Origin of the sequence: Curtobacterium sp. 'Ferrero' (assembly GCF_002412165.1) — a bacterium.
Taxonomy (GTDB): Bacteria; Actinomycetota; Actinomycetes; order Actinomycetales; family Microbacteriaceae; genus Curtobacterium.
This window is the reverse complement of sequence record NZ_NXIA01000004.1, coordinates 110926-135222: the sequence shown is the minus strand read 5'-3', so window position 1 is coordinate 135222 and position 24297 is coordinate 110926. Positions and strand designations below refer to the sequence as shown.

Annotated in this window: 26 protein-coding genes; 13 read left to right on the top strand and 13 right to left on the bottom strand. The window is 73.1% G+C overall.

Features of this window, described 5'->3' with window-relative positions; all coding sequences use genetic code 11:
- Positions 1 to 28 precede the first annotated feature (28 nt).
- Complete coding sequence (locus tag Csp2054_RS05965) at positions 29 to 373, top strand: YciI family protein (protein WP_096898386.1); 345 nt, start codon at positions 29 to 31, stop codon at positions 371 to 373.
- Positions 374 to 452: 79 nt separating this feature from the next.
- Positions 453 to 1340 carry an alpha/beta hydrolase-fold protein gene (locus Csp2054_RS05960; RefSeq protein WP_096898385.1) on the top strand — a complete coding sequence of 296 codons (888 nt, stop codon included), beginning with the start codon at positions 453 to 455 and terminating at the stop codon, positions 1338 to 1340.
- A 116-nt stretch (positions 1341 to 1456) separates the two neighbouring features.
- On the opposite strand, the gene Csp2054_RS05955 is transcribed toward Csp2054_RS05960, so the two are convergent.
- From Csp2054_RS05955 to Csp2054_RS05945, 3 genes are all read right to left on the bottom strand, one after another.
- Positions 1457 to 2128, bottom strand: a complete 672-nt coding sequence (locus tag Csp2054_RS05955) for a peroxiredoxin-like family protein (RefSeq protein WP_096898384.1) — start codon at positions 2126 to 2128, stop codon at positions 1457 to 1459.
- Between the two features lie 442 nt (positions 2129 to 2570).
- Complete coding sequence (locus Csp2054_RS05950; RefSeq protein ID WP_096898383.1) at positions 2571 to 3449, bottom strand: serine hydrolase domain-containing protein; 879 nt, start codon at positions 3447 to 3449, stop codon at positions 2571 to 2573.
- On the bottom strand, positions 3446 to 3907 hold the full coding sequence (locus Csp2054_RS05945) for an ATP-dependent zinc protease (protein ID WP_096898382.1): 462 nt from the start codon (positions 3905 to 3907) through the stop codon (positions 3446 to 3448). The genes Csp2054_RS05950 and Csp2054_RS05945 overlap by 4 nt, the downstream gene beginning before the upstream one ends.
- A gap of 104 nt (positions 3908 to 4011) precedes the next feature.
- Here Csp2054_RS05945 and rimK point away from each other — a divergent pair, with 104 nt between their 5' ends.
- From rimK to Csp2054_RS05925, 4 genes are read left to right on the top strand one after another with little or no spacing between them, the layout of a single operon-like run.
- Positions 4012 to 5205, top strand: coding sequence for a 30S ribosomal protein S6--L-glutamate ligase (gene rimK / locus Csp2054_RS05940; RefSeq protein WP_096898381.1), 1194 nt, complete (start codon positions 4012 to 4014; stop codon positions 5203 to 5205).
- Between the two features lie 37 nt (positions 5206 to 5242).
- Positions 5243 to 6343 carry a 3-oxoacyl-ACP synthase III gene (locus tag Csp2054_RS05935; protein ID WP_096898380.1) on the top strand — a complete coding sequence of 367 codons (1101 nt, stop codon included), beginning with the start codon at positions 5243 to 5245 and terminating at the stop codon, positions 6341 to 6343.
- Positions 6340 to 9090 carry an alpha/beta fold hydrolase gene (locus Csp2054_RS05930; protein WP_096898379.1) on the top strand — a complete coding sequence of 917 codons (2751 nt, stop codon included), beginning with the start codon at positions 6340 to 6342 and terminating at the stop codon, positions 9088 to 9090. Before Csp2054_RS05935 ends, Csp2054_RS05930 begins: the two co-directional genes overlap by 4 nt.
- Positions 9087 to 10055, top strand: coding sequence for an NAD-dependent epimerase/dehydratase family protein (locus Csp2054_RS05925; RefSeq protein ID WP_096898488.1), 969 nt, complete (start codon positions 9087 to 9089; stop codon positions 10053 to 10055). Before Csp2054_RS05930 ends, Csp2054_RS05925 begins: the two co-directional genes overlap by 4 nt.
- A gap of 80 nt (positions 10056 to 10135) precedes the next feature.
- On the opposite strand, the gene Csp2054_RS05920 is transcribed toward Csp2054_RS05925, so the two are convergent.
- The 9 genes from Csp2054_RS05920 to Csp2054_RS05880 all read right to left on the bottom strand — a co-directional run bounded on the left by Csp2054_RS05920 (position 10136) and on the right by Csp2054_RS05880 (position 15438).
- Positions 10136 to 10555, bottom strand: coding sequence for an MFS transporter permease (locus tag Csp2054_RS05920; RefSeq protein WP_096898378.1), 420 nt, complete (start codon positions 10553 to 10555; stop codon positions 10136 to 10138).
- Positions 10552 to 11631, bottom strand: a complete 1080-nt coding sequence (locus Csp2054_RS05915) for an Asp23/Gls24 family envelope stress response protein (RefSeq protein WP_096898377.1) — start codon at positions 11629 to 11631, stop codon at positions 10552 to 10554. Before Csp2054_RS05915 ends, Csp2054_RS05920 begins: the two co-directional genes overlap by 4 nt.
- 72 nt (positions 11632 to 11703) lie before the next feature.
- Positions 11704 to 11874, bottom strand: a complete 171-nt coding sequence (locus Csp2054_RS05910; protein WP_096898376.1) for a CsbD family protein — start codon at positions 11872 to 11874, stop codon at positions 11704 to 11706.
- Positions 11875 to 11963: 89 nt separating this feature from the next.
- The gene (locus Csp2054_RS05905; RefSeq protein ID WP_096898375.1) at positions 11964 to 12527 is read right to left on the bottom strand and encodes a hypothetical protein; all 564 of its coding nucleotides are present in this window, start codon (positions 12525 to 12527) and stop codon (positions 11964 to 11966) included.
- Positions 12524 to 13099, bottom strand: coding sequence for a DUF6286 domain-containing protein (locus Csp2054_RS05900; RefSeq protein ID WP_096898374.1), 576 nt, complete (start codon positions 13097 to 13099; stop codon positions 12524 to 12526). Before Csp2054_RS05900 ends, Csp2054_RS05905 begins: the two co-directional genes overlap by 4 nt.
- A 9-nt stretch (positions 13100 to 13108) precedes the next feature.
- Complete coding sequence (locus tag Csp2054_RS05895; protein WP_096898373.1) at positions 13109 to 13423, bottom strand: hypothetical protein; 315 nt, start codon at positions 13421 to 13423, stop codon at positions 13109 to 13111.
- Positions 13420 to 13611: a DUF2273 domain-containing protein gene (locus Csp2054_RS05890; protein ID WP_096898372.1), complete on the bottom strand. Its 192-nt coding sequence runs from the start codon at positions 13609 to 13611 to the stop codon at positions 13420 to 13422. The genes Csp2054_RS05895 and Csp2054_RS05890 overlap by 4 nt, the downstream gene beginning before the upstream one ends.
- The gene (locus Csp2054_RS05885) at positions 13604 to 14056 is read right to left on the bottom strand and encodes an Asp23/Gls24 family envelope stress response protein (protein WP_096898371.1); all 453 of its coding nucleotides are present in this window, start codon (positions 14054 to 14056) and stop codon (positions 13604 to 13606) included. Before Csp2054_RS05885 ends, Csp2054_RS05890 begins: the two co-directional genes overlap by 8 nt.
- A gap of 200 nt (positions 14057 to 14256) precedes the next feature.
- A complete protein-coding gene (locus Csp2054_RS05880) occupies positions 14257 to 15438 on the bottom strand; it encodes a helix-turn-helix domain-containing protein (protein WP_096898370.1) in 1182 nt (393 codons plus the stop codon).
- A 184-nt stretch (positions 15439 to 15622) separates the two neighbouring features.
- Here Csp2054_RS05880 and Csp2054_RS05875 point away from each other — a divergent pair, with 184 nt between their 5' ends.
- The 4 genes from Csp2054_RS05875 (at position 15623) to pgi (ending at position 20405) form a co-directional block, all read left to right on the top strand.
- Positions 15623 to 15925, top strand: a complete 303-nt coding sequence (locus Csp2054_RS05875; RefSeq protein ID WP_096898487.1) for a metal-sensitive transcriptional regulator — start codon at positions 15623 to 15625, stop codon at positions 15923 to 15925.
- Positions 15926 to 15987: 62 nt separating this feature from the next.
- On the top strand, positions 15988 to 16206 hold the full coding sequence (locus tag Csp2054_RS05870) for a heavy-metal-associated domain-containing protein (protein WP_096898369.1): 219 nt from the start codon (positions 15988 to 15990) through the stop codon (positions 16204 to 16206).
- The gene (locus tag Csp2054_RS05865) at positions 16203 to 18446 is read left to right on the top strand and encodes a heavy metal translocating P-type ATPase (protein ID WP_255252631.1); all 2244 of its coding nucleotides are present in this window, start codon (positions 16203 to 16205) and stop codon (positions 18444 to 18446) included. The genes Csp2054_RS05870 and Csp2054_RS05865 overlap by 4 nt, the downstream gene beginning before the upstream one ends.
- Before the next feature lie 252 nt (positions 18447 to 18698).
- Positions 18699 to 20405, top strand: a complete 1707-nt coding sequence (gene pgi, locus Csp2054_RS05860) for a glucose-6-phosphate isomerase (protein WP_096898368.1) — start codon at positions 18699 to 18701, stop codon at positions 20403 to 20405.
- A 98-nt stretch (positions 20406 to 20503) separates the two neighbouring features.
- On the opposite strand, the gene Csp2054_RS05855 is transcribed toward pgi, so the two are convergent.
- The gene (locus tag Csp2054_RS05855; protein WP_096898367.1) at positions 20504 to 21421 is read right to left on the bottom strand and encodes a hypothetical protein; all 918 of its coding nucleotides are present in this window, start codon (positions 21419 to 21421) and stop codon (positions 20504 to 20506) included.
- A gap of 129 nt (positions 21422 to 21550) precedes the next feature.
- Between Csp2054_RS05855 and Csp2054_RS05850 the strand changes: the two genes are divergently transcribed.
- From Csp2054_RS05850 to Csp2054_RS05840, 3 genes are all read left to right on the top strand, one after another.
- Positions 21551 to 22048 carry a hypothetical protein gene (locus Csp2054_RS05850; RefSeq protein WP_096898366.1) on the top strand — a complete coding sequence of 166 codons (498 nt, stop codon included), beginning with the start codon at positions 21551 to 21553 and terminating at the stop codon, positions 22046 to 22048.
- Between the two features lie 6 nt (positions 22049 to 22054).
- Complete coding sequence (locus tag Csp2054_RS05845) at positions 22055 to 23500, top strand: sugar porter family MFS transporter (RefSeq protein WP_096898365.1); 1446 nt, start codon at positions 22055 to 22057, stop codon at positions 23498 to 23500.
- Between the two features lie 76 nt (positions 23501 to 23576).
- On the top strand, positions 23577 to 24284 hold the full coding sequence (locus Csp2054_RS05840) for a DUF4396 domain-containing protein (RefSeq protein WP_217990871.1): 708 nt from the start codon (positions 23577 to 23579) through the stop codon (positions 24282 to 24284).
- Positions 24285 to 24297 lie beyond the last annotated feature (13 nt).

The following is a 24297-nucleotide window of genomic DNA, read 5'->3' as shown; positions in this document are numbered from 1 at the left end:
GTGCCGAGCGACGGACGAGGGAGGGACGATGGAGTTCCTGGTCAACGTGATCGACGACGGACAGGCTGCGGCGATCGGCAGGACGGCGTCGGCGACCGAGGCCGAGGAGGCCGCGGTCGACGCGCTCAACGAACGGCTCGCCGCCGCCGGCCAGCTCGTGCACGCGGCGGGCATCTCCGCTCCGACGGACGCCACGGTCGTGGACGCCCGTGGCCCAGACCCGGTCGTGCGTCGCGGACCGGTCGTCGACGCGGCCGAGTACGTCGCCGGGTTCTGGGTCCTCGACCTGCCCGACGGCGAGACCGCGCTGCGGATCGCGACCGAGGCCTCACGGGCGTGCGGCCGGAAGATCGAGCTGCGCCCGCTCCTCTGAACCACTTCGCTGCGCGGACCCACAGGACCGGTGGAGCGCACCCACACCTCCACGCCGGGCCGCTCGTTACGATCCCGATGTGCCGCGCCCGTCCACCGTCACCCGCCGCGCCCTGATCGCCGGCGGTGGGGTCGTCGCGGTCGCCGGCGCGTTCGCCGCGGCCGTCGACCTGCGCCTGCTGCCCGGCCGGTCGACCATGTACCGCGCGCTCGGCCTCGACGGCGAGCCCGGGAGGATCCCGGACGTCCGTCCCGTGCCGACCACCTCCGGCTCGTTCGTCTCGCGTGCGCGCGGTGGCCGCACGGTCGGCTGGACCATCGCCGTACCCGAGTCGACCGATCCTCTGCCGGTCGCTGTCGCCCTGCACGGGTACGGCGGCTCCCACCGGACGTTCTTCGGCAGCGCCCTCGGCTACGACCGCTTCCTCGCGCAGCACATCGCCAGCGGGGGCGCCCCGTTCGCCGTGGCCGCGGTCGACGGCGGCAACCGGTACTGGCACCGCCGAGCAGACGGTGACGACCCCGGCGCGATGGTCCTCGACGAGTTCGTCCCGATGCTCGAGCAGCGCGGGTTCGACACCGGTCGCCTCGCGTTCACCGGCAACTCGATGGGCGGCTACGGGGCGCTCCGGTTCGGCGGCCTCCTCGGCGCCGGGGCGGTGCGCGCGGTCGCGGCGCTCAGCCCTGCGCTCTGGACGAGTGCCGGCGACACCGCACGCAGGGCGTTCGACGACGCGGCGGACTTCGCCGCGAACACCGTGCTCGGTCGGCAGCGCTCGCTCGACGGCGTCGCGGTCCGGATCGACGTCGGTACCGGGGACGGGTTCGAGCCGGCCGTGCGCACCTACGTCGACGGGTTCCGGACGAAGCCGGCAGGCGGGTTCGAGCCGGGGGCACACGACGCCGGGTTCTGGCGTCGCATGGCTCCGCAGCAGATCGGTTTCCTCGCGCGACACCTGCACGCCTGACCCGGGAGCCGGACGGGAGGCCCACCCCGCGTCCGCCACGCGGCCCACCCGACCCGTGCCTCCCGTCCGGAACGGGGCGCGACGCGCCCTGTCGCCCCGACGCGACGCGTTCCGCGTCAGCGCGTGGTGACGGGCAGCGCGTCGACCGCCGCGAGGACCTGCTCGACCTCGGTCCGGGTCGTGTAGTCGACGTGGACGTCGGCGAAGCGCACGACCCCGTCGGTGTCGATGACGAACACCGACGGGTAGGGGACGGCCGCCGTCGCGTCGGCGTTGCTGTCCGCGACGTCGAACCCGAGCCGGGTGTGCGCGGCACGGGCGGCGGCACTCGGCTCGGTGACGATCCCGAACGCGCCGGCGAGCACGTTCTCGGGGTCGGTCAGTGCGGGGAACGCCAGCTCGCCGTTCGCGATCGACTGCTCGGCGGCCTCCGGGGTCTGGGGCGACACCGCGACGAGCCGGACGCCGCGCTCCTGCAGTGCCGGCAGCAGCTCCTGCTGGTAGGTGCGCAGCGTGATGTTGCAGTAGGGGCACCAGGCGCCGCGGTAGAAGACGAGCACGGTCGGGACGTCGCCGCGTGCCTCGGCCAGGGTCGTCTCCGTCCCGGTGGATGTGACGAGCCGTGCGTCCGGGGCGACCGCGCCCGCGGCGACGACACCGCCGGGGATGCCGGCATCGCGGAGGTCGCGCTGCTCGCCGTCGAACACCTCGGACAGCTCCTGTCCGATCTGGGCGGTGAAGCCCTCGTTGAAGACGTCCACTTGTCGGGCGATGCTCTGGTTGGTCACGGTCGGTCTCCTCGGGTCGGCGGTGCGGTCCGGCGCGCGTGGGCGGCGCCGGGGCGGACCGGTTCGGCGCCGCTGCAGCGCCGGTGGGTGGAGCGTAGGCAGGTCCGCCAGCGGGTGGAACGGTGTCCGTCATGCGGCGTCACGGAACGTTCGGCACAGAGTCGCAGAGTCGCAGAGTCGCGGATTCGCGGATTCGCGGAGTCGCGGCGTCCTGACTCGGATCGCGGCCGCCGCAGCGGAGCTGGAGATGGCACGTTCCACTCGCGCGATGGCCGATCGAGTGCGCCATCCCGGGCATCCGGACTCCGGATCGGCCACTGATCGATCCGGCGTCGTGCTCCAGGAGCGGAGGGCGAGCAGCCGACACCGCCCGATCAGCGTCGCCGGAGCTGCTGGCGACGACCGCTCAGCTGGCGACGACCGCTCAGCTGGCTACGACCGCTCAGAGGGCTCGGACCGACTCGACGGCGATCTCGGCGAGCCGGTGGTCGCGGGTCTCCTCGTGCGCCGTGATCGTGACGACCGCGTCCCGCTCCTGGTCCACGACGACGTACTGCCCGTAGCGACCGTCCAGCCGCCAGGCGGCTCCGGGGCCGTCCCAGGTCGCGAGTCCGTAGCGCCGGAACGGGCCGTCCTCCCCGACCGTCACCCAGCCGGCGTGCATGGCGTCCACCCAGTCCGCCGGGACCAGCTGCCGACCCTCGAACGAGCCCCGATCGCGCAGCAGACGGCCGACACGGGCGAGCTCGGACGTCCGGAGCTCCAGTCCGCTCCCGCCGACGACGAAGCCGAGCGGACACCGGTGCCACTGCGGGATGTCGATGTCGAGGGGCGCGAAGAGCCGGGGGACCAGCCAGTCGCGCACGTCGCCGACCACGGTCGCGAGCATGCGCATCGCCACGTACGGGCTCGAGTCGGTGTACCGGAACCGTTCGCCGGTCCCGACGGCCGGCAGGGCGAGCATCGTCGCCGCGAGGTCGTCGCCGGGCACGGGCTCGTCACCGAACCACGCGAAGTCGATCCCGCTCGTCATCGTCAGCAGGTGCCGGACCGTCACCCGGTCGACGCCGGGACCGAGCGGCAGGTCGGGGAGCAGCTCGGGCACCCGGGTGTCGAGCGTGAGGACGCCCTCCGCGACCGCGATGCCGACGGCGAGCGCGCAGACGCCCTTCGCAACCGAGTACACGTTCTCGCGGTCGTCACTGCGCCATCGGTGCGCGGTCTCGTCGTCCCCGACGCGGACGTGCACGCCGTACGCACCGAGTCCTTCGGCGTCGACGGCGCTGACGAAGCGATCGAGCGCCGCGGCCGCCGCGGTCACGCGCGTCCGCGGTTCCGCCGCCGGATCGCCTTCGGGGCGCGGCCGGCGAGGAAGGAGCGTGCCGGGTCGACGAGGAAGCCCTGGCGCAGCGCCTCGCGACCGACGAGCATGCGGAAGCCCATCTGGTCGCGGTTGCTCAGGGTCACCTCGGCGTCGACGGTCTGCTCGTGCAGCGTGATCGGCGTGAGGATGACGATGCGCTCCTGGGTGTGCCCGGTCGAGCTCCGCACGGTGCGGCGGTCGTGGATGTCGCACTCGATGGTGACCGCGTCGGCGTCGGTGTCCTGCCAGGGGTGCACCGAGAACCGGACGCGCTCGCCGGGCAGCTCCTCGAGGTCGAACGCGTGCAGTGCCGAGCTCCGTGCGCCGGTGTCCAGCTTGACCTTGATCCACGGCAGCGCCAGGCCCGGCAGGGCGGCCCACTCGCGCCAGCCGGCGATGACGGGGTCTCGGGACATGGCACCATCCTGTCGCATGGCGGGACGACACGTCCGCCGTCCGCGTCGTCGTGCTTTGATTGAGCGTCGCCGTCGATACCCGAACACCCCGCGGAGTCCCACCGATGAAACTCGCCATCCTGTCGCGCGCCCCGCACGCGTACTCGACGCAGCGCCTCCGCGCGGCCGCCGTGGACCGCGGGCACGAGGTCAAGGTGCTGAACACCCTGCGGTTCGCGATCGACCTGACCGCCGACGAACCCGACCTGCTGTACCGCGGCAAGCTCCTCAGCGACTACGACGCCGTGCTGCCCCGCATCGGGAACTCGATCACGTACTACGGCACCGCGGTGGTGCGGCAGTTCGAGCAGATGGACGTCTACACGCCGAACACGGCCACGGGCATCACGAACTCGCGCGACAAGCTCCGCGCGAACCAGATCCTCTCCCGTCACCACATCGGCATGCCGGCGACCACGTTCGTGAACAGCCGTGCCGACGTGCGCGGTGCGATCGACCGGGTCGGTGGGGCCCCGGTCGTCATCAAGCTGCTCGAGGGCACCCAGGGCATCGGCGTGATCCTCGCGCCCGAGGCGAAGGTGGCCGAGTCGATCGTCGAGACCTTGCACTCGACGAAGCAGAACGTGCTCATCCAGTCGTTCATCTCGGAGAGCCGCGGGCGTGACATCCGCGCGCTCGTGGTGGGCGACCGTGTGGTGGCGGCGATGCGGCGGAGTGCCTCCGGCGACGAGTTCAGGTCGAACGTGCACCGCGGCGGAACGGTGGAGAAGGTCACGCTGACGCCGGAGTACGAGGAGGCGGCGGTCCGTTCGGCGCAGATCATGGGGCTTCGGGTCGCCGGCGTCGACATGCTCGAGGGCAACGAGGGTCCGCTGGTGATGGAGGTCAACTCGTCGCCGGGGCTCGAGGGCATCGAGCGCGCGACCGGCCTCGACGTCGCCGGGGCGATCATCGACTTCATCGGCAACCAGGTCGCCTTCCCCGAGATCGACGTCCGGCAGCGGCTCAGCGTGTCGACCGGGTACGGCGTCGCGGAGCTCCTCGTGCACACGAACGCCGACCTCGTCGGCAAGACCATCAAGGAGTCCGGCCTCTGGGACCGCGACATCACGGTGCTCACCCTGCACCGCGGCGCCACCGTGATCCCGAACCCCCGGAGCGGCGTCGAGCTGCAGGCCAGCGACCGGCTGCTCTGCTTCGGCAAGCTCGAGGAGATGCGGTCGATGATCCCGGACCGCCGGAAGCGTCGGAGCAAGGTGCGCAAGTTGCCGAAGGACGCGGTGGTCGACGCGTCCTGACGACGTTCGGCACTCCCGGATCGCGTACTCAGGCCGCATGCGGAAGTATGTGGAGGTGACCATCCTCGCTGACCGCTCCGTCGACCCGACGTCCGACGCGGAGACAGCGCGACCCGGCAACGCCACCGCGAAGCACCGCAACGTCTCGTTGCTGTCGGTCGCGACGACCACCGCGGACCGCGTGACGACCTCCGCCGACATCGAGGAGCGCCTCCGCAGCGCGCTCCGGCGGCTCCGGCTCCCCACCGGGCTGCTCGAGCGGGTCGCCGGCGTGAAGGAGCGTCGCAACTGGGGCGAGGGCCAGACCTTCCACGAGGCCGCGATCGACGCCGGCCGCCGGGCCATGGCCGAGGCGGGCGTGCAGCCGCACGACATCGGCCTGCTCATCAACACCTCGGTGACCCGTCCGCACCTCGAACCCTCCGTCGCCGTCCGGCTGCACCACGGGCTCGGCCTGCCGTCGTCGGCGATCAACTTCGACATCGCCAACGCCTGCCTGGGCTTCGTCAACGCGATGAGCGTCGCCGCGGGCATGATCGACTCCGGGCAGATCAAGTACGCCCTGATCGTCGACGGCGAGGACGCCGACCAGGTGCAGCTCAACACGATCGAACGGCTGAACCAGGGCGGGCGGGGCCGCAAGGAGTTCATGAGCGAGTTCGCGAGCCTGACCCTCGGGTCCGGTGCCGCGGCAGCCGTCCTCGGGCCGACCGACGCGCACCCGGGCGGGCACCGGCTGATCGGTGGCGTCACCCGAGCCGCCACGCAGTGGTACGACCTGTGCGTCGGCAGCGTCGACGGCATGTTCACCGACGCCAAGATGCTGTTGAAGGGCGGCATGGAGCTCGTCGTCGACGCCTGGAACGAGGCGAAGGCGCACTTCGACTGGTCCGACATGGACCGGTACGTGCTGCACCAGGTGTCCGACGTGCACACGAACGCGTTCGTCAACGCCATCGGGGTGCCCCGGTCGAAGGTCCCCACCACCTACGAGCGCTACGGCAACGTCGGGCCCGCCTCCATCCCGATCACCCTGGCGGACGAGGTCGCCCGCGGCGCGATCCGTCCCGGGGACCGCGTGTTCCTCGGCGGCGTCGGCTCGGGCATCAACACGGCGATGCTGGAACTGCACTGGTGAGCTCCGGTCTCCCGCGCGTCGCGCAGGCCACCGCGCCGGCGACGCTCCCGCCGCCCCTGCCCGGACTCGACCCGGCCTGGTCGCGACTGGTCACCGTGCCGGTGGGGAGAGGCACGGATCACCACGAGCGCACCTGGCACCTCCTCGACACGGCCGGTCCGCTCGACGCGCTCGGTGCGCGTCCGGTCGGCACGCTGCTGTGCGTGCACGGGAACCCGACCTGGTCCTACCTCTGGCGGTCCGTCGCGCGGCGCACGCTCGAGGTGGCGGCCGCCGGCGGTCCCGCGTGGAGGGTCGTCGCGGTGGACCAGCTCGACATGGGGTACTCCGAGCGGACCGGCGTGCGGCGCGGCCTCGCACAGCGCGTCGCGGACCTCGGTGCGCTGACCGACGAACTCGGGCTCGAGGGGCCCGTCGTCACGCTCGGGCACGACTGGGGCGGCGTCGTGTCGCTCGGCTGGGCGGTCGACCACCCCGACCTCGTCGTCGGCGTCGCGACCTGCAACACCGCGGTGCACCAGCCCGACGACGCCCCGATCCCGGCACCGCTGCGACTGGCCCTCCGCCCGCAGGTGCTCGGCCGGGCGACGGTGCTGACACCGGCGTTCCTCGAGACGACGCTCGCGATCGCACACCCCCGGCTCGACCGCTCCGTGGCGGACGCCTTCCGCGCGCCGTACCGCGGGGCCGCTCGTCGGGGCGGCATCGGCGGGTTCGTGGCCGACATCCCGGTCGACGCGTCGCACGCGAGCGCCGCAGAACTCGACCGCATCGCCGCGGGGGTCGCCGAGCTCACCGTGCCGGCGCTGCTGCTGTGGGGGCCGCGCGACCCGGTGTTCCTCGAGCGCTACCTCGACGACCTGGCCGACCGCCTGCCGCACGCCGACGTGCACCGGTTCGAGGGAGCCGGCCACCTGCTGCCGGAGGACGCCGACGTCGCCGGGACCGTCACCGACTGGCTGGGCGACCGCCTGCCCGACGGGACGGCACCCGTCGGACGCGAGCCGTCCCTCCAGGCACGGCCGTCGCCCCGCTGGCGCGGTGCGCCGGAACCGGCTGGTGGGGCCCAACTCCCGACCGGTGCGGGCCGCGACACCGACGCCACCGACACGACGCCGCGCCGACCGCTGTGGGCCGCGCTCGACGACCTGCGCGACTCGCGCGACCCGGCGCTCGTCGAGATGGCGGCCGCCGGCGGCCCACGGACGATCAGCTGGCGCCTGCTGGCGCGCCGCGTCGACGAGATCGCGGCGGGACTCACCGACGTCGGCGTGCGCGCCGGCGACCGCGTCTCGTTGCTCGTCACGCCCGGTGCCGACCTGACGGCCGTCCTCTACGCGTGCGTCCGGATCGGGGCGGTCGTCGTGGTCGCGGACGCCGGTCTCGGGTTGCGTGGCCTGACCCGCGCCGTCCGGGGCGCCCGGCCCGACTGGATCGTCGGCGCGCTGCCCGGCCTGTCCGCCGCCCGCGCGCTCGGGTGGCCGGGGCGGCGGATCGCCACGGTCGCGCTGCCCGACCCGCTCCGACGGGTGCTCGGGGTCGAGCACACCCTCGCCGAGGTCGCGCGCCGCGGGGCCGGACGCCCGCTCCCGGCCGCCCCGACGTCCGACGCGCCCGCCGCCGTCCTGTTCACGTCCGGCTCGACCGGCCCGGCGAAGGGCGTCGTCTACACGCACGAGCAGCTCGCCGCGGTGCGGGATGCGCTCGCGAGCCAGTACGGGGTCGGTGTCGGCACCGGACTCGTCGCCGGCTTCGCCCCGTTCGCGCTCCTCGGCCCGGCGCTCGGGGCCCGGTCGGTCGCTCCCGACATGGACGTCACCGCGCCGCGGACGCTCACCGCCCGGGCCGTCGCCGACGCGGTGGCGGCCGTCGACGCGACCGTGGTGTTCCTGTCGCCCGCGGCCGTCGCCAACGTCGTCGCCACCGCGGACGACCTCACCGACGAGCAGCGCACCGGACTGCGTCGCGTCGGTCTCGTGCTGTCCGCCGGTGCCCCGGTCTCCGCTGCACTGGTGGCCGCCGTCCGCTCGCTCGTGCCGGCTGCGACCGTGCACACCCCGTACGGGATGACCGAGGGGCTGCTCGTCACCGACGGCGTGCCCGAGAGGTCGCGCGGGGACGGCGTGTGCGTGGGGCGGCCGGCCGCGGGGGTGACGGTGTGGATCGCGCCGCTCGACGACGAGGGCCGTGCGACCGGCGCGCTCACGCAGGCTGCCGACGTCACCGGAGAGGTCGTCATCGACGCGCCACACGTCCGTGACCACTACGACCGCCTGTGGCGCACCGACCGTGCCTCGCGCGTCGGGACCCCGGACCGTCGGGCCCACCGCACCGGCGACGTGGGGCACCTCGACGCCGACGGTCGACTGTGGGTCGAGGGCCGGATGCAGCACGTCGTGGTCACCGCGGACGGCGTCGTCACGCCGGTCGGACCCGAACAGCGGATCGAGGGCGTCGCGGGCGTCGGTCGGGCCGGGATCGCCGGGGTCGGGCCGGTCGGCACGCAGCAGGTCGTCGCCGTGGTCGAGACCGTGCCGGCACGTCGCCGACGCGCCCCCGGGGGATCGCCGCTGGCGGAGCCGTCGCTCGCCGCAGCGGTCCGCGCCGCCGCGGGTGTCCCGCTGGCCGCCGTGTTGACGGTGCCGGTGCTGCCGACGGACATCCGGCACAACTCCAAGGTCGACCGGACGCGACTGTCGCGGTGGGCGACGGCCGTCCTCGACGGTGGTCGGGCCGGCCAGCCGTGAGGGTCCTCGTCACCGGCGCGAGCGGGTTCCTCGGGCGTGCGACGGCCGCGGCGGTCCGCGACGCCGGGCACCAGGTCCGCACCGTCCAGCGTCGGCCGTCGGCCGTGCCCGGGGTCGAGGACGTGCTCGGCTCCGTGACGGATCCGGAGCTGCTCGGCCGCGCGGTCGACGGGGTCGACGCCGTCGTGCACCTCGCCGCGAAGGTCTCGCTGACGGGGGACCCCGCCGACTTCGCCCGCGTGAACGTCGACGGCACTCGCTCGCTCCTGCACGCCGCCCGGTCCGTCGGTGCAGGGCGGTTCGTGTTCGTCTCGTCGCCGTCGGTGGCGCACACCGGGTCGTCGCTCGCGGGGGTCGGCGCCGGTGTCGCCGAGCCTGAGCGGGCGCGCGGGGACTACGCCCGCACGAAGGCTGCCGCCGAGCTGCTGGCGTTGGCGGCCGACGGCCCCGACCTCGCGGTGGTCGCCCTGCGGCCGCACCTGGTGTGGGGCCCGGGGGACACGCAGCTCGTCGGACGCATCGTGGAGCGGGCGCGCCGGGGGCGTCTGCCCGTCCTCGACTCGGGGACGGCGCTCATCGACACGCTCTACGTCGACAACGCGGCGGCCGCGATGGTCGCGGCGCTCGAGCACGCGGCCGACGAGTCCGTGCACGGCAACGCCTACGTCGTGACGAACGGCGAGCCCCGGCCGGTGGGGGAACTGCTCGCGGGGATCTGCACGGCGTCCGGGGTGCCGGCACCGCGGTGGCACGTGCCCTCGGCGGTGGCGAAGGTCGCCGGTTCCCTGGTCGAGTCCGTGTGGCGGTTCCGTCCGGGTGCGGACGAGCCGCCGATGACGCGCTTCCTCGCCGAACAACTGTCGACGGCGCACTGGTTCGACCAGCGGCGCACGCGTGGTGATCTGCAGTGGTCGCCGTCGGTGTCGATCGACGAGGGGCTGGAGCGGCTCGCCGCCGAGCGCTGAGCCGGACGCGACCGGACCGAGCTCGAGAAGACCGCGGGGAACCCGGCACGGGGTCGGTTCGGCCTGTCGGCGGTCGGGGCTCAGCCCGTGAACCGCTGCCAGAGCTCGGTCACGATCGGCCAGACGTCCCCGGCCCGGTCGGCTGACGAGATCGCCACGGTGACGACCGGGTAGGCGGTGACCGCGAGGGCGACCAGGACGGCGAACACCACCGCGACGACCGAGGACGCCGTGTGCCGCCGGGTCAGGGCGAGCACCACGAGGGCGAGCACCAGGACCGCACCGAGCAGGGCCACGAGGGTCACCCGGAGGAACGGGAACGGGACCAGGCCTGCGGTGCTCGCCGTGACGCCGGCGAGGAACCCGACGAGCGGGAGGAACGCCCCGACGGTGATGGCGGCGAGGATCACGATGCCGATGCCGGACGCGACCCAGACGCCGCGCGGGCGGGGCCGGGGAGCCCGGACCCGCTCGCGGCGGAACGATCGGAGCGCGGTCACGAACGGGCGTCCTCGTCCCGGTCGCGCAGCTCGTCGGCCGCGTGGGCAAGGGTCTCGGACACCTCGTCGAGTGCGGAGGCGACGGTCTCGGCGTCGTCGGCGTCGACCGGGCGGGCGTCGTCGTCGACCGCGTCACGGTCGCGCGCGGTGTCGTCGGCGTGGTCGGCGTCCCGCTCGGCACGCTCGGCCTCGTCACCGGCCGTCCGGGCCGCGTCGGATGCCACGTCGGCTGCCTGCGCAGCGCGGTCGGCGACCGCAGCGCCCGCCGAAGCGGCGGCGTCCCCAGCGGCTCCCGCGGCGTCGCGGGCGTGGTCCGCCGCGTCCGACGCCGCGTCGCGGGCCTGCGCGGCTCCGCTCCGGGCACGGTCCGCGGCCTCGTCGACCGCGTCCCCGGTCCGGTCGGCGGCCTCGTGCGCGGCGTCCTCCACCCGGTCGGCGGCGTCGTGTGCGGCGTCACGCGTCCGGTCGGCAGCGTCGGCCGCGGCGTCGCGCACGCGGTCGGTCGCGTCCGACAGGGCGTCGGCAGCGGTGGCGGCGGCGTCCCGTGCACGGTCGACGGCGTCTCCGGCGGCGTCACGAGCGCGCTCGGCGGCGTCCGCTGCGCCCTCGCGCACCCGGTCGACCGCGTCCTTGCCGGACTCGACGGCGCGGTCGAGGGCGGAGGGCTCGTCGTCGAAGGGGCCGTGCACGTCGAGCACGCGGACGTCGACGGACACCGGCAGGTCGGTCAACTGCGACACGGCCTCGCGGACCTGTCGGCGGACCTCGTCGGCGACCGCGACGACCGGCTCGGGGTAGGTCACGACGATCGACACGACGACGTCGAGCGATGCGTCCGCCTCGTCGACCTGCACCCCCGCGGCCCCGGCCGAGCGACCGAGCTGCGAGCGCACCCGGTCGGCTGCGCGGGCCAGGAGGTTCCCGAGGTGGTGGACGCCCCCGACGCCGAGCGCCGTCTCGGCGGCGGTGCGGGCCGCGACGGTGACCGTCGACGCGTCCGCGGGCAGTGGTTCGGTGAGCTCCGCGGGCAGGTCCACCTCGGTGATCTGCGTGCGGGCGTTCGGGTCGTGCTGCATGGCTTCCTCCTTGCGCGCTGGACGACGGACGCCGCCCACCTCACAGCGGGCGGCGTCCGGGGTCGTGGCTGCTTACTTGAAGACGTCCTTGACGTCCTCGCCGGTCTGCTTGGCACTGGCCGCGGCCTGGTCCTTCTTGCCCTCCGCGACCTTCTCGTCGTTGTCGGTCGCCTTGCCGACGGCCTCCTTCGCCTTGCCGGCGAGGTCCTGGGCAGCGTTCTTGATCTTGTCGTCGAGTCCCATGACGGGCTCCTTCCTGTGGTGCGGGCTCGTACCCGATCGGTGGTGGTGATGGTCGGACGGGAGGCGCGGATCGCCTCCGCCGGCCGGGTTCAGTGGACGCGCGTCGGCTTGGCGAGCGCGGCCCGGGTGCCGCCGGTCAGGTGCACCAGCACCGGGATCTGGCGGCCGAGGGTGCGGTCGAGGACCGCGAGTGCACGGTCGACGGCCTCGAGGACCGTGACGGCGTCGCCGCCCCGGCGGACGGCCACCCGGATGCGGGCGGCGCGCTGGCGCTTGACGAGGTACGTGTCGACCTTGGCGCCGACGACGTCGCGGACACCCGAGAGCTCGTGGTCGACGACGTCCCGGACGAGCGCGACGTTGATCGTCACGGCGTCCTCGCCGTTCCGCTCGCGGACGGCGACCGAGGTGCCGCCCCCACCCCGGGTGAAGACCCAGACGAGCGAGAGGACGATCACGACGGCGCACGCAGCGGCGACGATCCAGAGCGACGCGGCGGGCACCTGCACACTGCGCGGGAAGGTCAGGTACGGCTGGAGTGCGTCCCGGACGGCCGGGAGGACCCCGGCGCCGATCGCCAGTCCGACGATCACCGCGACGAGTCCGAGCACGAGCAGGATGATGCGGTTCAGGGTGCGGTTGCTCTTGGTCATGCGAGCGTTCCCTTCTGCTCGACGCGGACACGGACCCGCTTGCCGAACCGGTCGTCGAGGCCGGCGAGGCGCTGCTGGACGGCCTCGCGGACACGCTGCTCGTCGACGGGGACCCCGGTGACGGGGACCACGCGGACCTCGGTGCTGCGCCCGCGGGCGGTGGCGGAGGTGTTGTCGTCCGGCACGCCCGCTGCGAGACCGGCCGCGTTCGCCGCAGTCGACGCGAGGATGCGGGTGTCGATGACCACCGCTCCACGGTCGTGGTCGACGGCCGACCGGTGCTGGCGTCCGGGCTTGAGCGCGAGGACGACGAGCACGATCCCGAGGACCACGAGCACCGCGGCGATCACCTCGGCGATCGTCACGAACGCGGCGTCCGGTCGGAGTGCCGTGTCCACGACGGTCTGCGGGTCGGCCAGGAGCGGAGCCGCCCCCGCCGCCTGCAGGACCGACTCCGTGCCGATCCAGGCGGCCACCAGGGCGAGCACGACCAGGGACACCGACACCGCCGTCGAGCGGGAACGGTGGACACTGCGGCGTCGGATGCGTCGTTCGACGGAACCGTTGCTCATGATGACCTCCTAACGGACCCGGCCCTCGTGCTCGCGCACGATGCCGGTGAGTTCGATGTGGGTGGCGCCGACCCGACGACCGGTCAGCTGTGCGACGCGGTCACGGATGTCGCCCGCGGCACGCGTGGCCGCCGTGACGAGGTCGTCCTGGGCGCGGGCGGGACCCTCGACGTCGAGCGTCATGGTCCCTCCCGCGTCACCGAGACCGACCCGGATGCGCTTGGCGGGTGCGCCGAGCCGTTCGGCTGCGACGGCCCGCGCGAGCGACGTGAGGGCCCGGGCGGTGACCTCGACGCGGCCCGGGACGCCCGGGCCGCCGATCACCGGGAGCTCCGACGTCCGGTCAGCACGTCGGCCAGGGCGTTCCGGTCGATCTTGCCGGTGGAGAGCGCCGCCACGAGGGCGCCGATCGCTCCGAACACGATCACCAGCACGAATCCCCAGAAGCCGAACTGCAGTGCGACGACGGCGAGGATGGCGCCGATCAGGGCGCCGATCATGGTGTTACTCAACGCGGGACTCCTTCTTGTCGTCGTCGTTGTCGTCGTCACCCGGGATGTGGACGTCCTGGATGGTGACGTTGACCTCGGCGACCTCCATGCCGACGATCTGCTCGAGGGCGCGGGACACGCTGCCGCGGACGCCGTCGGCGACCTGCTGCAGGGCGACGGGGTACTCGGCGACGATCACGATGTCGGCTGCGACCTGCTTCTCGCCGACCTCGACCTTGACGCCCTGGCCGTGGTCGCGCTGGCCGATGGCGTCGCGGATCGCGCCGATGGCACGGGCGGCGCCGGAGCCGAGCGAGTGCACGCCGTTGACCTCGCGGGCGGCGATGCCGGCGACCTTCTCGACGACGGTGTCGTCGATGGTGGTCTTGCCGGCGGTGCTGGTGGTGTGGGCGGCACCCGTGCGCGGAGCCGCGGACGTGGTGGGGTTGGTCGTGGTGTCAGCCATGGTTGCTCCTTTCGTGTCCCGCCGGGCGTTCCCAGCGGTTGCTGTTCACGGATGAGACGGGGCGCTTCCGAAACTCGTCACGTCCGGCTGAGAGGAGTCAGGCCACTCCCAGGGACGGACGGGATACCGGGCGGGATCGTGTACCCCGGAGCTGTCCCCCAGGAGTGGATTGCGGGAAACGTCCGGCTCCGTGCGCCTCGTCAGGCTGTGACGGTCGTACCGGCGAGCGCGGGGGACGCGGACGCCGCGGTGCGGTCCCGGCGCGCCCGGACGAGCGCGACGAACGCCATCGGGGTCGTGTCGTGCGCCTCGCGGAACAGCTGCTGCAGGCGCCGTGGCCGCACGCCCGCAGCGGCGGCGATCGTGACCAGCGACAGGTCGGCGTCAGCGTTGGCCTCGATGAACGCCACGGCTGCCCGGACCCGCCCGTTCGCCCGGGACCGCAGCGTCGTGACGGGGTCCTCGCGGAAGCGGTCCCGGTAGTCGCGCGCGAAGCGACCCGCGTTCGTGAACCCCCACCGCGCGGCGACGGCCGAGACGGTGGGGTCGTCGCCCTGCAGGAGCTCGTCGCGCACCCGGTCGAGGCGGTGGTCGCGCAGGAACCGGCGAGGAGTCGTGTCGAACGTGCGGGCGAACACCTCGTGCAGTCCTCGTTCGCTGAGTCCCGCCGCGGCGGCGATGTCCGGCACCGACGGGCGCTCCGCGGCGTGCTGCTCGACGAACCGGACGGCGTCGCGGAGCCGGTTGGCGACCGGGACGTCGTCGCCCCGGTCGCGGAGGGGGAACGTGTCGAGCACCACGGTCGCGAGCCGTCGGTTCAGTGCACTGCGCATCGCCCCGGTGACCCGCTCGTCGAGCAGCGAGCACCGGAGGTCGGCGATCATCCGTCGGAGCGGCTCCCGTCGGGCGATCACCTCGTCCTGCTGGTCGAAGAGCAGCGGTCCCTCGGGCAGCCGGAACCCGAGCTGGCGCCCGACGGTGCGGAGGAAGGCGTCGGAGACGTGGATCCCGTTGTAGACGGTGTCCGACGACTCGAACCGGTAGGACTCCGACGCCGACGCGACGTAGGGCGTGCCGGGCACCACCGTGCGGGTGCGGTCGGGGAAGTGCATCTCGAGCGTGCCCTGCGTCAGCCAGAACACCACGTGGTCGTCGCGCGGGCCGATCGTCCCGCCTCGCCGACCTCCGACGGCACGCATGGTCCGCAGCGTCAGGTCGTCGTCGCCCACCACCGTGTACTCGTAGCGGGCGTCGTCGGTGGCGTACGTCTCGGAGGCGTAGTCACGACCGCCGTACTGCGACCGGAAGATGGACGCGTAGTCGGAACCGTCGTCGTGGGTGAAGCGTTCCTTGCGGAACCCGTTGGCGGACGACGTGCTCATGGTCCGTTCCTACCGTGTCCGGATCGCGCGGGTGGCGGAAGTGCCGGAGGTGGACCGTGCGAGGTGCGCCCGCGCAACGCGAGCCGGACTGCGCGACGCGGCCCCGGGCCTCCTCTCCGGACAGCGGGCCCACCGGACCGGAATACCCCAGGGGGGTACCCTGTTGGCGAGGGTGGAGGTGGACATGCACGACGACACGCACGCGCACGTCGGGTACATCGGCGACAAGGACGACCTGCTCAAGCGGCTGCGCCGCGTCGAGGGCCAGGTGCGCGGCATCGCGCGCATGGTCGAGGACGAGACCTACTGCATCGACGTGCTCACCCAGATCTCCGCGGCCGACCGCGCACTGGAGCGCGTCGCGCTCTCGCTGCTCGAGGACCACCTCAAGCACTGCGTCGCCGAGGCCGTCGGTGCCGGCGGTGACGCCGCCGACGAGAAGATCCGCGAGGCGAGCGACGCGATCGCGCGCCTCGTCCGCTCCTGAACGCCGCGTCCGCGGTGCCCGCACATACCCATACCCGTTCAGACCCAACGGAAGGACCGACCATGACCACCGAGACCCTGCTCGTCACCGGGATGACCTGCGAGCACTGCGTGATGAGCGTGACCGAGGAACTGTCGGAGGTTGCCGGCGTGCAGGACGTGCAGGTCGACCTCGTCCCGGGCGGCTCGTCGTCCGTCACCGTCACGTCGGACGCCCCGGTCGACCCCGACACGCTGCGCGACGCGGTCGCCGAGGCGGGGTACGAGGTCGTGCGGTCGTGAGCGACGTCGAGCTCGACATCACGGGCATGACGTGCGCCTCGTGCGCGAACCGCATCGAACGGAAGCTCGGCAAGCTGCCGGGCGTCACAGCGACGGTGAACTACGCCACCGAGAAGGCCCACGTCGTCGTCCGCCCCGAGGGTGCAGCCGGTGACGAGGCAGCAGCCGACGACGTGGTCGACGTCGACCGGCTCATCGCGACGGTCGAGGCGGCGGGCTACGGCGCGAGCGTGCCGACGCCCGAGCCCGCGACGGTCGTCGCTGACGACGCCGCCACGCTGCTCCGCCGTCGGCTGCTCGTGTCCGCGGTGCTGGCGCTCCCGGTCGTCGTCCTGTCCATGGTGCCCCCGCTGCAGTTCCCGGACTGGCAGTGGGCGGCACTGGCGCTCGCGGCACCGGTCGCCGTGTGGGGCGCGCTGCCCTTCCACCGCGCCGCGTGGGTCAACGCCCGGCACGGCGCTGCGACGATGGACACCCTCGTGAGCGTCGGGGTCCTCGCCGCGTTCGGGTGGTCCCTGTACGCGCTGTTCCTCGGCGACGCGGGGGAGCGGGGCATGCACATGACCTTCTCGTGGTTCGCGACCGACCCGGAGGGCGCGGAGCTGTACCTCGAGGTCGCGTCCGCGGTCACCGTGTTCGTCCTCGCCGGCCGGTACCTCGAGGCCCGTGCGAAGCGGGAGTCCGGCGCCGCACTCCGAGCCCTGCTCGAGCTGGGCGCGAAGGACGCGTCGGTGGTCCGAGGCGCGACCGAGGTCCGGGTGCCGGTGTCGTCCCTGGTCGTCGGCGACGTCGTGGTGGTCCGTCCCGGTGAGCGCATCCCGAGCGACGGTGTGGTCCGCGGGGGCTCGTCGGCCGTCGACCGCAGCATGCTCACGGGGGAGTCCGTCCCGGTGGAGGTCCGCCCCGGCGACCACGTCACCGGGGCGACCGTCAACGTCGGCGGTCGGCTCGAGGTGGCCGTCACGGCGGTCGGCGCCGAGACCGAGCTCGCCCGGATGGGGCGACTCGTCGAGGAGGCGCAGACCGGCAAGGCCGACGTGCAGCGGCTGGCCGACCGGGTCTCCGGCGTGTTCGTCCCGGTCGTGATCGGGCTGGCCGTGCTCGCCTTCGTCGGTTGGCTCGTGCTCGACGGCTCGGTCACGGCCGCCTTCACCGCGGCCGTGGCCACGCTCATCATCGCCTGCCCGTGCGCGCTGGGCCTCGCGACCCCCACCGCGCTCCTCGTCGGCACCGGCCGCGGGTCCCAGCTCGGCATCCTGATCGGCGGCCCCGAGGTGCTCGAACGCACCAGGACCGTCGACACGATCGTCCTCGACAAGACCGGCACGGTCACCACCGGTCGCATGACGCTGCGCCGGGTGACGTCGGCGGGGGCCTGGTCCGACGACACGGTCCTCGCGCTCGCCGCAGCCGTCGAGGAGGGCTCCGAGCACCCCGTCGGCCGAGCGGTCGTCACCGCCGCAAGGGAGCGCGGCCTCGGCCTGCCGGCGGCGACGGACTTCTCGGCGACCGCCGGCGGCGGGGTCCAGGCCGTCGTCGACGGAGCCGCGGTGTCCGTGGGCTCGCTGTCGTGGCTGCGCGGATCGTGGGCGGTCGCGGTCCCGGACGCCGTCGAGGACGCCGTCGCGCGCGCCGAGGCAGCGGGCGGCACCGCCGTGGTGGTCGCCCGCGACGGCGAGGCGATCGGCGTGGTCGTCGTCGGCGACACCGTCAAGGACGACTCCGCCGACGCGGTCGGCCGGTTCCGGCGGCTCGGACTCCGACCGGTGCTCCTGACGGGTGACAACGAGGGCGCCGCACGAGCGGTGGCCGCGGCGGTCGGGATCGACGAGGTGCACGCCGGGGCGACCCCGGCGTCGAAGCTCGAGGCGGTGCGAGGGCTCCAGCAGGACGGACACGTCGTCGCGATGGTCGGTGACGGGGTCAACGACGCCGCCGCGCTCGCCGCCGCCGACCTCGGGATCGCGATGGGCGGTGGCACCGACGCCGCCATCGCAGCGAGCGACGTCACCGTCGTCAGCGGCCGGCTCCCCGTCGTCGCGGACGCGGTCCGGCTGTCCCGGGCGACGCTCCGGACGATCAAGGGGAACCTGTTCTGGGCGTTCGCGTACAACGTGGCGGCGATCCCGCTGGCGATGGCCGGCCTGCTGAACCCCGTGCTGGCGGGGGCGGCGATGGCGTTCTCCTCGGTGTTCGTCGTCACGAACAGCCTGCGGCTGCGCCGCTTCCGCGCCGGCTGACCGGCGGCGCGCGTGCGCGCGGACCCGGACGGGAGGCGCGGCTCGCGTGACCGACGCGGGTCGCGTCGCACGGGCCTCCCGTCCGCTCCGCGCGGCCGGTCCTCCACAGGACCGGCGCTCGCGGTGTCCGTCCACAGCAGACGTCGCATGTGCGCGCGTCCACGCCCGCGGCACTACGCTCGAACCTGGTCCGCGACGCAGCGACGCGGTGACCCGCGGGCCGTGTTCCCACGTGATCCAGGAGGACCCCTCGTGACCGAATCCGCTCCCGTCGACCCCACATCGACCGAAGGCTGGAAGAAGCTCGCCGCCATCGCCGACGGCTTCACCCCGGACCTGCGAGGGTGGTTCGACAGCGACCCCGGGCGTGCCGAGCGGTACACCTTCCAGGCCGCGGACCTCACCGTCGACCTGTCGAAGGGCCTCGTCACCGACGAGATCCTCGCCGACCTCCTCCAGGTGGCGGAGGCCACCGGGGTCGCCGAGCGCTTCCGGTCCATGCTGGCCGGCGAGCACATCAACGTGACCGAGGACCGCGCCGTCCTCCACACCGCCCTCCGTCGCCCGAAGGGTGCCTCGCCGGCGCTCGTCGTCGACGGACAGGACGTCGACGCCGACGTGCACGCGACGCTCGACAAGGTGTACGCGTTCGCGTCGCAGGTGCGCGACGGATCGTGGACCGGCGTCACCGGCAAGCGCATCGAGACCGTCGTGAACATCGGCATCGGTGGCTCCGACCTCGGCCCGGTCATGGTGTACGAGGCGCTCAAGCCGTACGTGCAGCCGGGCCTCGAAGCCCGGTTCGTCTCGAACATCGACCCGGCCGACATCTACGAGAAGACCGCCGACCTCGACCCCGAGACCACGCTCTTCATCGTCGCGTCGAAGACCTTCGGCACCCTCGAGACCCTCACCAACGCGCGTCTCGCCCGCCAGTGGCTCTGGGAGCGCCTGGGGCTCGCCGACGCCTCCGACGAGGACAAGGCGAACGCGGTCGCGAAGCACTTCGTCGCCGTGTCCACCGCGCTCGACAAGGTGGCCGCCTTCGGCATCGACCCCGAGAACGCCTTCGGCTTCTGGGACTGGGTGGGCGGCCGGTACTCGGTCGACTCCGCCATCGGCACCGCGGTCGTCGTCGCGATCGGTCAGGAGAACTGGGAGCAGTTCCTCGCCGGGTTCCACGCGATCGACGAGCACGTCCGCACAACGCCGCTCGAGCGGAACGTGCCGGTCCTCATGGGGCTGCTCAACGTCTGGTACTCGAACTTCCTCGGCGCGCAGAGCCACGCGGTGCTGCCGTACACGCAGTACCTGCACCGCTTCCCCGCCTACCTGCAGCAGCTCACGATGGAGTCGAACGGCAAGCGGGTCCGCTGGGACGGCAGCCCCGTCACGACCTCGACCGGCGAGGTCTTCTGGGGTGAGCCGGGCACGAACGGCCAGCACGCGTTCTACCAGCTCATCCACCAGGGCACGAACCTCATCCCGGCGGACTTCATCACCATCGCGAACCCGCCGCGACCGCTGACCGACGAGACGGGCGACGGCAAGGGCGTGCAGCCCGGCACCGACGTGCACACGCTGTTCCTCGCGAACTTCTTCGCGCAGACGAAGGCGCTCGCGTTCGGCAAGACCGCGGAGGAGGTCCGGGCCGAGGGCACGACGGACGAGGGGATCGTGGCGGCGCGCACGTTCCCGGGCAACAAGCCGACGGCGTCGATCCTCGCGCCGGAGCTCTCGCCGAGCGTGCTCGGACAGCTCATCGCGCTGTACGAGCACATCGTCTTCACCGAGGGCACGATCTGGGGCATCGACTCGTTCGACCAGTGGGGCGTGGAGCTCGGCAAGCAGCTGGCGCTGCAGGTCACGCCCGCCGTCGAGGGCGACCAGGCCGTCCTCGACGAGCAGGACTCCTCGACCAAGGCGCTCATCGCGAAGTACCTCGAGCTGCGGGGGTAACCCGCGACCACGAGACGGACGGGAGGCCCGTGGCTGCGCGGCCACGGGCCTCCCGTCCGTCATCTGCGGACGCCCGACCGGACGTCCGGCGCGGACGGTCAGCGGCTGAGCGGGTCGAGGTTCAGCGTCGTGTCGCGGTAGAGGTACTGGTCGTCGCCGAAGACCTGCACGCCCTCGTTGAGCCACACCAGGGCCCGGACACTGATCCCGAAGCGGGCGGCGACGTCGCCGATCAGGTCGTCGGGCGCGACCCGGTACGACTTCGGGGCCCCGGACGCCGTCGTCGCGGTCACCGGACCCGACGCGTTCGCACGGGCCCCGCCGTCCACCGGGTGCACGTTCGTGGTCCTCGCCGGGATCGACCAGCGGACCGTGTCGACCGCCAGCACCTTGCCGGGGCCGAGCTCGAGCGGGACCTGGGCCTCCGGACCGGCCGACGAGTAGGTCACGAGGGTGGTGAGCGCCGACGGGTCGACGCCGGACCCGTCGAGCGGCACGGTGACCGAGGTGCCCGGAGCGCCGGTCGCACCACCGAGCTGGTGGTCGCCGACGCCGGGGTAGGTCAGCCCGTCACCGACCCGTCGCGGCTTCTCGAACAGCGAGACGGACACCGGCACCGGGAGCGTGGAGGTGAACCCGGAGAACTGCGCGGAGAACGTGCCGTCCCCGTCGGCCACCATCCGGTAGTGGAAGTGCACGCTGCCCTTCGGTGAGGCGACGTCGCCCTGCGCCACGGCGGTCCCCGCGGCGATCGTGCTGAGGACGGGCGCGGGAGCGGCGGCCTCCGTGGGCTCCGGGGTCGGTGTCCGCGGGTGGGCCGACTCCTCCAGCAGGTCCTCGTCGGAGGAGGCGTCCGCCTCGGCGTCGGCCGTCGGGCTCGGTGTCGGTGTGTCACGCGCAGCCGAACGCGTGGGGGCGGGGAGCTCGTCGGGACCGCTGAACCAGGAGCACCCGGCCAGGGGAGCGGCGACCGCCACCAGGCCGACAACGGCCACGACACGTGCACTCTTCCGCATGGTTCCCCCTCCGGCGGCGATGCTATCCGGACCGGGAAGTGAGCGCGAATCGGGTAGGCGTCGTCCGCGCCCGTCGAGTCGGGTCCGCGGTGGACGTGCGTGTCGTCCGCCCGCGGTACCGTCGGAGGCATGGACCGTTCCGAGATCCTCGCTGCCGCCGCTGCCGCCCACGCCGCCCGGATCGCCGAGTCCGGCGGCGACGACGCCGACGCCCGTGCCCGAGCGGAGTCGGTCGCGGCCCGGGACGCACTCGCCGACGACGCGGTGCGTGACGCCGCGCGGCGACGGGCGGCCGAGTCGGACCGTGCCGCGGAACGGACCGAGGGTGCGCTCTCCGACTGGCACCGCATGGGCACCCGGCGGGGCGTCACACCCGACGAGCAGGTCCGTTCCGCGTGGTCGATCGCCGGCGTGCCCGACGCCGGCGCGACGCGGGCGTTCGCCAACGTCCTGCTCTCCACCGCGGGGCACGCCGGTCGGGTCGCCGACGCCGCGCGACGGAACCCGGCGCTCGCCGGCGCGGCGAGCGCAGCAGCTCGTCGGACCGTGCGCCGCACCACCGAGCACGGCGCGGGCATGTCGAGCCTGGGTGACGTCCTCGGCGATGTGTCGCCCTCGGAGTCCTGACGGCGCATGGTCGACGTCACCCAGCACGCAGCCCTGCCCCCGGTCGGCACGGGACCGCACCGCCGACGGCTCGGCGTCCTCGCCCTGGTCGCCACCTTCGGGGGTCTGCTCTTCGGGTACGACACCGGGGTCATCAACGGCGCCCTCCGCCCGATGGCCGACGAACTCGGTCTGACGGCCCTGACCGAGGGCGTGGTCACCAGCTCCCTGCTGTTCGGCGCCGCCGTCGGCGCCGTGGTCGGCGGTCGGATCTCCGACGGGTGGGGGCGACGGCGCACGATCATCGCGCTCGCCGTGACCTTCTTCGTGGGCACCCTGACGTGCGTCGCCGCGCCGACGTTCGGTGTCATGGTCGTCGGACGGGTGCTGCTCGGGCTCGCGGTCGGGGGCGCGTCGACCGTCGTCCCGGTGTTCCTCGCCGAACTCGCCCCGTACGAGATCCGCGGCTCGCTGTCGGGTCGGAACGAGCTCATGATCGTCATCGGTCAGCTCGCCGCCTTCGTCGTCAACGCCGTCATCGGGACCGTCTGGGGCGAGGGCGACGGTGTCTGGCGCGTCATGCTCGCCGTCTGCGCACTGCCCGCCGTGGCGCTCTTCGTCGGGATGCTCCGGGTCCCGGAGTCCCCGCGGTGGTCGGCCTCGAAGGGGCGGCGCTACGAGGCGCTCGCCGTCCTCGAACAGGTCCGCTCGCGGGAACGCGCCGTCGCCGAGCTCGAGGACATCGTCCGCGTCGACGAGTCGGCACCGACACGACACGAGCGTGGCTGGCGGGCGCTCCGCGGGAACAAGTGGCTCGTCCGCATCGTCGTGATCGGCGCGGGCATCGGTGTCGCGCAGCAGCTCACCGGGATCAACTCGATCATGTACTACGGGCAGGTCGTCCTCATCGAGTCGGGCTTCAAGGAGTCGGTGGCCCTCATCGTGAACATCGCGCCCGGCATCATCGCGGTCGTGGGCGGTGTCGTCGCGCTGGCGAACATGGAGCGGATCAACCGCCGCACGACGCTCATCCTCGGCTACTCGCTCACCACCGTCTGCCACTTCCTGATCGGCATCGCGTCGATGACCCTGCAGCCCGGGAACCCGGCTCGTCCCTGGGTGATCCTGTTCCTGGTGGTGGCGTTCGTCGGGTCGATGCAGACGTTCCTCAACGTCGCCACGTGGGTGATCCTCTCCGAGATCTTCCCGACCCAGGTCCGAGCGCTCGGGATGGGCATCGCGGTGTTCTGTCTGTGGACCGCGAACGCGTTCCTCGGATTGGCGTTCCCGTCGATCGTCGCCTCGGCGGGCATCACCGGGACGTTCTTCGGTTTCGGGGTCGTCGGCCTCGCCGCGCTGCTCTTCGTCTGGCGGTTCGTGCCGGAGAGCCGGGGCCGGACCCTCGAGGAGGTCGAGCGGGGCGTCACGACGGGCGGCATCTTCACGGTCGGATCCGGTCGCCGGCGCGGGTGACGCCGGGCTGGGAACACCGGGGCGACCGGCACGTACGCTCATCGGTTGTACCAGGACAACCATCGAGAGGTGTGCCGTGTCTCCCACGTTGACCGCAGCCGACTTCCCGCCCATGCTCACCGCCGTGTGCTGGGTCCTGCTCACCGTCGCCGTCGCCTGCGCCCTGTTCGTCACGGTCGACGTCGTCCGGCACCCGCAGCAGATGCGCGTGATGGCGTTCGTCTGGCCGCTCACCACCTTGTTCGGCAGTGTGCTGTGGCTCGTCTTCTACCTGCGCCGGGGTCGCGCCACCGCCAAGGGGCACGGGAAGTGGATCGGGACGGCGATCGACACGAGTCACTGCGGTGCGGGGTGTGCGCTCGGCGACCTCATCGGCGAGTTCGGCCTCGTCGCGTTCCCGGCGCTGGCGACCCTCGTCGGTCTCGGGACCCTGTACGATGACCGCATCTACGCCGCGTGGATCGTTGACTTCGTCATCGCCTTCGCACTCGGCATCGTCTTCCAGTACTTCTCCATCGCGCCGATGCGGCAGCTGGGTCTGCGCGACGGGTTGATCGCCGCGCTGAAGGCCGACACCCTCTCGATCACGGCGTGGCAGGTCGGCATGTACGGCCTCATGGCGGTGTGGCAGTTCGCGGTGTTCCCGAGCGTGTTCGGGGGCCGGGCGAGCGCGCTCTCGCCGGAGTTCTGGGTGGCGATGCAGTTCGCGATGCTCGCCGGCTTCGTGTGCGCGTACCCAGTGAACGCGTGGCTCGTGCGCATCGGGCTCAAGGAGGCGATGTGACCCGATCGGCCTG

Bases quoted from the DNA above. Each gene is read 5' to 3' on its own strand.
- Csp2054_RS05905 (WP_096898375.1), bottom strand. From the start codon at position 12,527: ATGACCAAGAGCAACCGCACCCTGAACCGCATCATCCTGCTCGTGCTC.
- Csp2054_RS05900 (WP_096898374.1), bottom strand. From the start codon at position 13,099: ATGAGCAACGGTTCCGTCGAACGACGCATCCGACGCCGCAGTGTCCAC.
- Csp2054_RS05870 (WP_096898369.1), top strand. From the start codon at position 15,988: ATGACCACCGAGACCCTGCTCGTCACCGGGATGACCTGCGAGCACTGC.
- rimK (WP_096898381.1), top strand. From the start codon at position 4,012: ATGAAACTCGCCATCCTGTCGCGCGCCCCGCACGCGTACTCGACGCAG.
- Csp2054_RS05945 (WP_096898382.1), bottom strand. From the start codon at position 3,907: ATGTCCCGAGACCCCGTCATCGCCGGCTGGCGCGAGTGGGCCGCCCTG.
- Csp2054_RS05875 (WP_096898487.1), top strand. From the start codon at position 15,623: ATGCACGACGACACGCACGCGCACGTCGGGTACATCGGCGACAAGGAC.
- Csp2054_RS05910 (WP_096898376.1), bottom strand. From the start codon at position 11,874: ATGGGACTCGACGACAAGATCAAGAACGCTGCCCAGGACCTCGCCGGC.
- Csp2054_RS05915 (WP_096898377.1), bottom strand. From the start codon at position 11,631: ATGCAGCACGACCCGAACGCCCGCACGCAGATCACCGAGGTGGACCTG.
- Csp2054_RS05880 (WP_096898370.1), bottom strand. From the start codon at position 15,438: ATGAGCACGTCGTCCGCCAACGGGTTCCGCAAGGAACGCTTCACCCAC.
- Csp2054_RS05845 (WP_096898365.1), top strand. From the start codon at position 22,055: ATGGTCGACGTCACCCAGCACGCAGCCCTGCCCCCGGTCGGCACGGGA.
- Csp2054_RS05935 (WP_096898380.1), top strand. From the start codon at position 5,243: ATGCGGAAGTATGTGGAGGTGACCATCCTCGCTGACCGCTCCGTCGAC.
- Csp2054_RS05965 (WP_096898386.1), top strand. From the start codon at position 29: ATGGAGTTCCTGGTCAACGTGATCGACGACGGACAGGCTGCGGCGATC.
- Csp2054_RS05885 (WP_096898371.1), bottom strand. From the start codon at position 14,056: ATGGCTGACACCACGACCAACCCCACCACGTCCGCGGCTCCGCGCACG.
- Csp2054_RS05850 (WP_096898366.1), top strand. From the start codon at position 21,551: ATGGACCGTTCCGAGATCCTCGCTGCCGCCGCTGCCGCCCACGCCGCC.
- Csp2054_RS05855 (WP_096898367.1), bottom strand. From the start codon at position 21,421: ATGCGGAAGAGTGCACGTGTCGTGGCCGTTGTCGGCCTGGTGGCGGTC.